A 9,383-nucleotide genomic window follows, 5' to 3' on the forward strand; every position below is an offset into this window, starting at 1 on the left:
CTCTGGGGTAGGGCGGTGCTGGTTCAGCGGCGCAGCGTCGCGTCGGCGCGGTAGTCGGGGAGCAGGAACATCAGCCGGGCGCCGGGGGCTCCGAGCGGCATGGACGGGGCGATCGTGACGGAGATCAGGCGGTTCTGGCCGGCATCCCACATCTGGCGGGTGTCGCCGTCCTGCTGGTAGTAGGCGTCGGGCATCGACCGGTAGAGCGGGCCGGCCACGGGGTCGGCCTCGACCCGGCTCTGCAGGTCGGCCAGCTCGAGGTTCTCGCGGTACTCGTTGCATGCGGCCCGCAGCTGGGGCAGGACCATGCGGGCCCAGCTGTTTTCCCAGTCGTACAGGCCGGTTTCACGGGCGTAGGGGGAAAGGACCATCCATTCCATCGTATTGCGTGGTGCCTCCCTTCCGGGGAATAGGGAAGCGAATTCTGTGTTGTGTGCGAGGACGTTCCAGGCGAGGTCGTTCGCGTAGCAGGGGTGAGGGTGGGCTGTGACGATTTCTTTCCAGTGCCCGCCGATGGTCATGCCGTCGTTGGGGTTGAGGGTGTGGGGTGGCTGGTGCCGGTAGACCAGGTGCCACAGGGTGGTCCACCCCTGCTTGTCCAGGTGCAGGATCCGGGCTACCTGCTCGACGTACTCGGGGGGTACGGCGCCGCGGGAGCGGCCGCACTCGAAGCGCCCGTATGTGCCCAGTGCCCGTCCTGTCAGGTGGTCCATGTGGTCCTGGGTCAGGCCGGGGGCCCGCCGGCCCGAGCCTTCGGTGCGGCTCGGGGGGAGTTCCAGGTCGGTCGGGTCGATCTCCGCCCGCCGGGCGGCGAGGAACGCCTTAAGGGCAGTTCTGTCCGGAACGTGCCTTCTGTCCACCTTGGCTGATGCTCCCTTTACCGACACGCCGACAGACTCAACCGCAACGCGACCGATTTTACCTTTTCTATAGGGACGAATCTTCCCTGTAAAACACCCTGCGGGTAAGCCACAATCACATGAGGGAGATCATCCGTCACACAGGGGGACGAAATGCCAAGGGGGGCACCGAACATGCCGAACAAAAACTCTTCACCCCAACTAAGGCAACCCTCACCACGCACACACTTGCGGGCCGTGCCCGACCCCACCCCGGGCCCCGGCACCGACGACCCTCTCCCGCCGACCCTGCGCTGCGCCCGCGCGGCCGGCACCCCACCCGGCTACACACCGGACGTCACCACCCTCATCAACCAGCTGCGCCACCACCCCGCCGCGCCGCGCTGACCCCTCCACAGCGCGGCACCGCAGGATGGTGGCGCAACCACCGCGGCCCCGCAGAACCCGGGTCCTACCGCACCAGCGCGAACACCCCGCCGGCCACCACCAGGCCGAGCAGCGCCCCGGAGACGACCTGCCCCACGGTGTGCTCCTGCACCCGCACCCGCGCCCACCCGAGCACCGGCACCACCACCAGACCGAGCAGCCACCACCAGCCGTACGCCTGAGCCAGCATCACGACCGAACCGGCCGTCACCGCCGCGTGCACGCTGATCTTGTACCACCGGGTCACCGGCCAGATCGCCGTGATCGTCGCCCACATCGCCGCCGTCAGCGCGATCATCGGACACGGCGCCGACGTCACCGCCTCCAGCGCGATCCCCGCCGCAGCAGACGCGCTGATCACCGGCAGCACCGACATCCGCTTGATGCGGTTCGTCAGATGCCGCTCGGACCAGCGCCCGCCCGACTTCCCGTAGACGATGTACGCCATCGGGACCACTGCGGCGAAGACGATGGCGAGCGCTGCCCAGCCGAGGCCGGCCCAGCCGTAGTGAACGCCGAACCCCAGCGACACCACCACGATGACGTTCTTCGGGTCCACCCAGTCACTGACCCGCCGTGCCACCTGCCACAACATCCCGGACTGCTCGCTCACACCGCCCCCCTGGTGTACTGCGCGGCCACGTCCATCGCCCACCGGATTTCCCGCTCCGGCGCCCGCAAGTCCTGCTCCGCCAGCTCGTCGTGCTGCTTCGGGCCCTCCGTCTCACCAGCTGCCTTGCGCCTCAGCGCCGACCGCACCCACAGGGCTTCCGCCCCCGGATCCGAACCGACCGCCGCCGACCGCGCCGTCCCCGGCTCCGCGTACGGCTGGAGCGACAGGAACCCGTCCCGGACGGTGAACGCGCTGTGTGCCACATCGATCGTCCGGTCCCCGATGGTGAACAGCTCCCGCCAGCGCGACCGCCGTTCACCCATCACGAGGTGGGGGAACTGGTCGGCGATGTCGGACCACAGCGGGTAGATCCGCCACAGCGCGTACTGGTCCCGGACGTAGCGCACCAGCGCCCGCATCGGAGCGAGCACCAGGCCAGTGACGATCAGCAGGATCGACAACACGATGATCACGTCGGACAGTGCGTCGACCTGGGCGTTGTACCCGTACCCGAGGTCGGCGATCGTCCCCATCATGATCATTACCCGGTGCAGCGTGTACACCACCCCCAGGGAACAGCCCAGCGCCAGACTCGTGACGCCGGTCCGGGCCAGCCCCTTCGGCACACCCCGCCGCCCACCCAAGAACACCAGAGCCCCGATCAGCATCGACGCACCGAGGTAGGTGTAGAAGATGGCCAGGTAGGCGGTCACCCAGGGGTCGTCGAAGTGCTGGACGATGATGTCGTTGGCGTAGGGCGTCGCCGGCCGGGGCACTGCGGTGAAGAACAGCACCCCCATCACGGCCGCGGCAACACCGACCAGCGGGAAGTTCGCCCGGATCCGACGCGGGGAGGCGTCGTGTACCGCGTAGAGGTAGTCGAAGAGGCAGGCGATCGAGCCCATGCCGAACAGGTGGCGCAGCAGCACCGGCAGGCCGGGCACCCAGTGGTGCAGGAAGCCGCTGTCGATGGCGGGCCCGCCGGCCGCCAGGGCAGTTCCCAGCGCGCCGACGCTCAGCGACAACGACCGCGAGGTGCGGTTGCCGTCCCTGACCGCAGCCGGCAGCCGCCACAGACACTGGCCGATCAGCGCGACCGGAAGCAGACCGAACAGGATGAGGTTCACCGGGTACCCGCCGTCCCGTAGTCCTGGCGCACGGGATGTGCGAGTGTGGCCGTCAGCCGCTTGCCGTCCGGCGTCGTTCCCCGGCCCGAGCCCAGCCGGCTCGCGAGCAGCAGCGCGATCGTCTCCGCCTCCTGCTCCTCGACGGAGTCGTAGCTGGCCCTCGGCAGCCCGAACAGCTTCGCAACATAGCGCGGTTCCATGTCCGGGAACGCCTGCTGGATCATCTCGGGGTTGTAGTCAGGCTGGTGGCCGGCCGCGATGTGGCCGAGCTCGTGCAGTTTGATCAGGGTCTGGTGGGCCAGGCTGGTCCGGGACTCGTAGAAGACTGCGTCGACCGACGCCAGGGGCACCCACAGGCCCGTGTGGGCAGCGGTGTCGGCCGTCGACGGCAGCGGGTGCATGGAGATGGGCCGGCCACGGTGCTCGGCAAGCGCGTCCGCGAACGCGTCAGCGCTGAACGGGTCGGGTATCGGCAGGTTGCTGAGGATCTTCTCGCAGCGGCTGCGGAGACCTCTGGGGAGGGGCATGAGGGACCTTCGGCTGTGAACGTGCAGGCCGGCGGAGGCGTGCGGGGAGGAACAGAGAGGTGCGCATCCAAACACACCGGCACCTGACCTGGCTACGGTGAACGGTGCAGCCGTTCGATCTCCAGCAGCTGGTCCATGAGCGAGCTGACCACCCGGCGGTTCGCCGGCCCGAGCTCGGCAGCACGGTGCATCAGCCCGGCAACCCCATCGTTCCCGCGCGTGGCCGACAGACCGTGGGCTTCACGCACCTGGTCCAGCATCCCCGCGGCCATCTCGGCATCACTGAGGAAGTAGCGGGCACCGTTGCGCAGGCCGAATGCGGCACCGAGTGCGTCAAGGGTCGCCACGGTGGGGTTCGGCGCCAGTCCCCGGCCGTTGCGTGCCTCCCTGATGTGCCGAACGCTGTCGGTGGAGAGATGCCGGGCCGGCTGCGTGGCCTCATAGGCACGTTCCACCAGCTCGGTGTACGTGATGTGCGGTGAGTTGGCCAGGTTGCGTGCCTCGTTCACGGCGTTGATCAGGTCATTCAGCCGGCCCGCGATGGTCCGGGCCTGCTTCACGGCCTGGGGAGTGTCTGCTCGGCTCACCCCTGCCCCCGCTTTCTTGTCGTGTCCAAAGCTAGAATAATCGCTATCAAAGTAGCGCGCCCCACCCGCTGTGCGGTGACAAACCCTCTGGTTGACGGTCGTACCAAGTGATTATGCTGCCGGAGAGCGCTACTTTGATAGCGGGGAGGCAACAAGCGAACCCCCGCCCTACGACAACGAGGTGGTTGATGTGCAGCCCGTCCTCCAGCCGTCCGCGGCCGCCCAGACCCAGCGCCCCGTCCCGTCCCCGACCCTGCGCTGCGCCCGCGCCGCCGGTACCTGGCCGAACATCCCCGACATCTCCGTCGTCATCCAGCAGCTGCGCACAGCAGCCAGCAGCCCTGGGCCGCGTTGACACCGCTCCCGCCCTGCCCCAGCATCGAACCACGCGCCAGGCCCCGGCCTCCGTATGAACTGTGAACTCCCCCCGTGCACAGCAACGGAAACCGCCGGGGCCAGCGCGTCACCCCAACTCCTCGGCCTGTCAGGGCCATTGAGCCTTCAGCTCGTCAGCCAGCAGCCGGGCCCCCACCGCGATCCCCGCCGCGTCCGTCTCGCACTGCGAACCCTGCCCGAACGACGCCTGGTCCTCGCACCGGCCGCGGCTGTAGGAGTCACCCGCCGATCCCACCCGGCCGATCAGCTCCGCCACCCTCCCCGCCCGGACGGCGTCCACCGGGTACCGGTCCACGAGGTTCGGGGCGTCCACCGCCGCCAGCTTGGCGACCGCCCCGAGCCACAGCGCGCACTCCCGCCCGCCCCCGTTCAGGCACCGGACGGTCTGCGGCGGCTGCAGCCGCCCCTCCAGCAGCACCACCAGCTCCCGCCCGCGCACCGCCGCCGTCGTACCAGCCGTCACCGGCGTACTCGAGACTGCCGGCGAGTCCTGAGCCGACCCCGCTGCCGGCCCGCCGCCCGTTCCGCCCGAACACCCCGCAACCCCGGCCAGCACCACACCCACCACCGCCACCGTTCGTACCCGTATCCGCATGCGGCGGATCCTCCCACCCCGGCCGACCACAGGAGCCCCGAACACCTGAACCCGTAACACACCCGTGAGCTGGCAGGACCGAGCACCACCACCTGTAGGGGATCATGGACCGTGTGCGCGGGGGTGCATGGAGCGAGGCATGGCCGGACCCCCCGGGCACGACACCACGCGCCAGGCCGTCCAGGCCCGGCGCGCCGAAGCCGTGCGCTTGAAGCTCACCCTCGGCTGGTCGCACCTCGAGATCGGCCGGCACCTCTACGCCGACCCCGCACACAACACCCGCGGCAAGGCCGTGCCTGAGGGCTACGGCGCCGACCGCTACAAGGCCGGCGAACCCCCGCTCGCCGACAGCCGCCTCGTCCAGGCCGTCGCCAAGGACATCGCCCGCGCCCTCAAGGCCTCCCAGTCGCGGTACGACGACGACCTGGACGCGCTGCGCCGCCTGCGCGTCGCCCAGTACGAGCAGCTGCTCCGCGACGCCCTCGCCGAGGCCAGCGCCGACGACGACCCGGACATCTGGGAAGACCCTGAAGACCGCCTCAAGATGGCCGATCGCCGGTCCAAGGCCCGCGACCAGGCGCTGCGCGTCCTCGCACGCCTCGACGAAGTTCAGGGCGTCAAGCGTCCGGTGCGCACCGAGGTCACCGGTGCCGACGGCGCCCCGCTGATCGACATCGAGTCGGTGGACGAGCTGCGCAAGCTCATCGCCCTCAACGCGGCCGCCGACAAGCAGCAGGGGCCGGCCGGTGGGTAAGAAGAAGCGCCGCGACCCGGACGCCGAACTCGCCGCCGTCATCGAGGAGTACAAGAAGCTCCCCCCCGCTGACCGGGAGGTTATGGCCGCCCAGGTGAAGCCACCGATGCGCGTTCACCTGGCCCGCGTTGAACGCGGCATGCTCATGGACCGCTCGCCCGGCCATATGGCCACCGTGCTGACCGACGGTGTTGAGCTCCAGGCCCCGCACCTCGACCTGATTGACGGCCTGTACCGGCGGATCGAGGCTGGCGAGCGCATCAAGGCGATGGTGGAGATGCCGCCCCGTCACGGGAAGAGTCAGCGCGCGTCCCGCTGGGGCCCGCTGTGGTTTGCCCGCCGCCAACCGCTCAAGCGCATCATGCTCGCCTCCTACGGCAGCGAGCTGGCCGACGACCACGGCCGCTGGGTCCGCGACCTGGTCAACGAGCACACCGACCTGCTCGGCGTCAAGCTCCACCCCGGTTCCCGGGCGGCGAACCGCTTCGACTTCATCGCGCCGCCACGCTCCGCGGTACGCGGCGGCATGGTCACCGCCGGCGTCGGCGGCAGTTTGACGGGCAAGGGCTTCGACCTGGGCATCGTCGACGACCCGTTCAAGGGTTCTGACGACGCCGGCAGCCCTTCACAGCGCGATCGCGTGTGGGAGTGGTACCGCTCGGTCTTCTACACCCGCCGCGCGCCCGGTGCCTCACAGATCATCATCAACACCCGCTGGCACGAAGATGATCTTTGCGGACGCATCCTCCAGCAGGACCCCGACGGCTGGGAGCGCATCAACCTCCCAGCGATCGCCGACTCCGCGGACGACATCCTCGGCCGACCGATCGGCGCCGCCCTGTGGCCGTCCCGCTACGACGAGCAGGAACTCGCCGAGACCCGCAAGGCTGTCGGCGAACGCATCTGGTGGGCCCTCTACCAGCAGAGGCCCAGACCCATGGAGGGCGGGGTCTGGCGCTGGTCGTGGATCAGCGACAACCGCATCACCCCGGAGGCGCTACGCGGTATCACCCTCACTCGGGTGGTCGTCTTCATCGACCCGTCCGGCGGCGACGCACTGCGCGACGAAGTCGGCATCGTCGCAGCCGGACGCGACGTCCAGGGCGGCCTGTACGTCCTGGCCGACCGTTCAGCCAAGCTCGGCGCGGAACAGTGGGGCCGACAGGCCTGCCTACTCGCCATCGAGCTCGGCGCTGACGCTATCGGCGTGGAGAACAACTTCGGCGGTGACATGGCTCGTCAAGTTGTGCGGCAGGCCTGGGCCGAGCTTGATCGCGAAGGCCTCACCGGAGGCCTGCTGTGCCCCCGGTTGATCGACGTTTTCGCCAAGAAAGGCAAACGGCTCCGCGCCGAACCGGTTGCCCAGCTCTACTTCCAGAGCGGCGTCCACCACGTCGGGGAGTTCGTGGAACTGGAGGGCCAGATGGTCACGTGGATGCCCGGCATGGACTCCCCGGACCGCATGGATGCCTGCGTGCACGCACTCACCGAACTCGCCGACTCCGCCAGCGGCGGATCCGCCGACTCCTACACCCGCGGCCCACTGCCCGGCCGCCGCTGACCACCAATGCCTGAGGAAGGACCCATGAAGATCTGGCAGTTCATATTGGACGCGTGGAGCTGGCTGAACTACAAACCGGTGTTCAGCTCGCAGGGAGGGGCGCCGAACCGGCGTGCCTACCCCGAGGCGCACGCCCGCTGGGTGCCCGCTGAGGACGCCCGCCGTCTCGCCGCCTACAAGACGATGGTCGCCTACGACCTCAACCAGGCCGGGGCGCTCGCCGCGATCCAGAGCGGCACCGACGACGACCGCCGCGAGTACGGCGACGTCGCCATGTTCAACGACGCGATCATGGCGCACATCCTCGGCCGTGAGCAGCACATCGTCGTCAAGGGTGCTGACCGGACCGGTGACGGCGGCGCGGACGTCGAGCACGCCCAGGCCGTGCAGGAGCGGCTGCGCAAGTGGGCGGAAGACGAGCTGTTCTCGCTACGTCTCCAGCAGGCCGAGCGCAAGACCGTCGTCCAGGGCGACGGGGTGTACTACCTGGCATGGGATCCCGAGCGGCAGCGCGTCCGCCTGGTCGCCACCGACCCGGGCTTCTATTTCTTCGAGCCCAGCGAAGAGCCGGGCAACGAGTTCCCCCGCTGCGTGCACCTCGCCTGGGAACTCCCCGCCGACCCCCAGCGCGGCCTCAAGGCCCGGGTCAGGCGCGTCACCTGGGAACTCGACTACGTCGGCCCGGCCCGGAGCTCCACCGCCGACGGCAACGGCCGGCCGGTGCGCGCCCCGGTGGAGCAGGACGACACCACGCTGCAGATCGCACCGGGCGACGTCTACGACAACGGGGTGATCAGCCGCCAGTACGCGTGGAACGACGGCCCGTCCGTGTGGACGTGCTACCTCACCGACGCCACCTGGCTGATGGAGGACCTGACCGGCGACATCGACGTCCACACCCTGCCCCGGGCCCACGCCCAGTACGCGGTCCGTGAGGACGGCGAAGTCCTCGACCGCCTCGACCTCATGATCGACTTCATTCCGGTCGTCCACGTCCCCAACACCATCCCGGACGCCGAAGAACACTGGGGCCGCCCGGCCCTGGCCCGCGTCCTACAGCTCCTGGACGACCTCGCCGGCAGCGACACCGACACCGCGCACGCCACCAGCACCACCGGCATGCCCGTCATCGCCGTGTCCGGCCTCGAGACCCGCCAGCACAACGTCCAGGTCCAGGCCGGCATGATGCTGAAGCTGGAGACCGGCGGCCGGATGGACGTCCTCAACACCGCCGCCCAACTTGCTGAACTTCGCAACGCCGGACACGACCTCCTCGACCGGCTCTCCGCGAACCTGCGGATGCCCGCCGTCGCCCTCGGCACCGCCGACCAGGCCCAGATGCCGTCCGGCTACGCCCTGTCCCTCACCATGAGCCCGCTGGACATGATGGTCGCCTCCGGCCGCCTCGCCCGAGCCCACAAGTACAGGCTTCTGCTGAAATTCGTTCAGCGCATCCACCAGGCCGGCCAGCACCCCGACTGGACCGGTCCGATTGTCCCGGCCGACCTCGAGTTCGGCCCCTACACCCCCACCGACCTGGCCGGCCTGCTCCAGGACATCGCCACCGCCTACACCGCCGGGCTGATCAGCCTCGAGACCGCAATCCACCGCCTCATCGAGGCCGGATGGACAGTCGACGACGCCGAAGAGGAGATCCGCCAGATCGAGGCCCGCCAGTTCGCCGCGGCCGGCCAGCTCGCGGACGCCACTGGTGACCCGCAGGCCGTCCGCGACTTCCTCCACCTCCAAGGCCCGCCCCCGGAACAGCCCCCGACCGTGGTTCTGCCCCAGCAGGTACCCCAGCCGCCCCAACCCGGCACCCCGCCGTCCGTGCCCAGCACCCCTGAACAGGGCAAGACCAGGTGACACGGCGACAGAGCACACCATGATCGCCCCTACACTCGGTAGTGGCGCGGGGGCGTTCACGGTGGAGGACA

The 9,383-nt window shown here is 69.5% G+C and carries 11 protein-coding genes; 5 read left to right on the top strand and 6 right to left on the bottom strand.

Annotation, left to right across the window (positions count from 1 at the left end):
* Positions 1-23: 23 nt before the first annotated feature.
* Positions 24-860 (bottom strand): XRE family transcriptional regulator, encoded by an 837-nt coding sequence (locus ACIO5D_RS27275; protein WP_400798503.1) that lies wholly within the window; start codon positions 858-860, stop codon positions 24-26.
* 237 nt (positions 861-1,097) lie between these two features.
* Between ACIO5D_RS27275 and ACIO5D_RS27280 the strand changes: the two genes are divergently transcribed.
* Positions 1,098-1,247: a hypothetical protein gene (locus ACIO5D_RS27280; RefSeq protein ID WP_400798506.1), complete on the top strand. Its 150-nt coding sequence runs from the start codon at positions 1,098-1,100 to the stop codon at positions 1,245-1,247.
* 64 nt (positions 1,248-1,311) lie between these two features.
* On the opposite strand, the gene ACIO5D_RS27285 is transcribed toward ACIO5D_RS27280, so the two are convergent.
* The 4 genes from ACIO5D_RS27285 to ACIO5D_RS27300 form a co-directional block, all read right to left on the bottom strand.
* Positions 1,312-1,899, bottom strand: coding sequence for a hypothetical protein (locus tag ACIO5D_RS27285; protein ID WP_400798509.1), 588 nt, complete (start codon positions 1,897-1,899; stop codon positions 1,312-1,314).
* Positions 1,896-3,026: an MAB_1171c family putative transporter gene (locus ACIO5D_RS27290; RefSeq protein ID WP_400798512.1), complete on the bottom strand. Its 1,131-nt coding sequence runs from the start codon at positions 3,024-3,026 to the stop codon at positions 1,896-1,898. The genes ACIO5D_RS27285 and ACIO5D_RS27290 overlap by 4 nt, the downstream gene beginning before the upstream one ends.
* Positions 3,023-3,553: a hypothetical protein gene (locus ACIO5D_RS27295; RefSeq protein WP_400798515.1), complete on the bottom strand. Its 531-nt coding sequence runs from the start codon at positions 3,551-3,553 to the stop codon at positions 3,023-3,025. Before ACIO5D_RS27295 ends, ACIO5D_RS27290 begins: the two co-directional genes overlap by 4 nt.
* 92 nt (positions 3,554-3,645) lie before the next feature.
* On the bottom strand, positions 3,646-4,113 hold the full coding sequence (locus ACIO5D_RS27300; RefSeq protein ID WP_400798517.1) for a hypothetical protein: 468 nt from the start codon (positions 4,111-4,113) through the stop codon (positions 3,646-3,648).
* 208 nt (positions 4,114-4,321) lie between these two features.
* Here ACIO5D_RS27300 and ACIO5D_RS27305 point away from each other — a divergent pair, with 208 nt between their 5' ends.
* A complete protein-coding gene (locus ACIO5D_RS27305; RefSeq protein ID WP_400798519.1) occupies positions 4,322-4,495 on the top strand; it encodes a hypothetical protein in 174 nt (57 codons plus the stop codon).
* A 129-nt stretch (positions 4,496-4,624) separates the two neighbouring features.
* Here the strand turns inward: ACIO5D_RS27305 and ACIO5D_RS27310 are convergent, their stop codons facing one another.
* Positions 4,625-4,999: a hypothetical protein gene (locus ACIO5D_RS27310; RefSeq protein WP_400798522.1), complete on the bottom strand. Its 375-nt coding sequence runs from the start codon at positions 4,997-4,999 to the stop codon at positions 4,625-4,627.
* Between the two features lie 271 nt (positions 5,000-5,270).
* Here ACIO5D_RS27310 and ACIO5D_RS27315 point away from each other — a divergent pair, with 271 nt between their 5' ends.
* From ACIO5D_RS27315 to ACIO5D_RS27325, 3 genes are read left to right on the top strand one after another with little or no spacing between them, the layout of a single operon-like run.
* Positions 5,271-5,885 (top strand): hypothetical protein, encoded by a 615-nt coding sequence (locus ACIO5D_RS27315; RefSeq protein ID WP_400798524.1) that lies wholly within the window; start codon positions 5,271-5,273, stop codon positions 5,883-5,885.
* Entirely contained in the window at positions 5,878-7,446 is a 1,569-nt protein-coding gene (locus ACIO5D_RS27320; protein WP_400798527.1) for a terminase large subunit domain-containing protein, read from the top strand. The genes ACIO5D_RS27315 and ACIO5D_RS27320 overlap by 8 nt, the downstream gene beginning before the upstream one ends.
* Positions 7,447-7,470: 24 nt before the next feature.
* Entirely contained in the window at positions 7,471-9,312 is a 1,842-nt protein-coding gene (locus ACIO5D_RS27325; RefSeq protein WP_400798529.1) for a hypothetical protein, read from the top strand.
* Positions 9,313-9,383: the final 71 nt, after the last annotated feature.

Origin of the sequence: Kitasatospora sp. NPDC087315, assembly GCF_044744345.1 — a bacterium.
Classification (GTDB): Bacteria; Actinomycetota; Actinomycetes; order Streptomycetales; family Streptomycetaceae; genus Kitasatospora.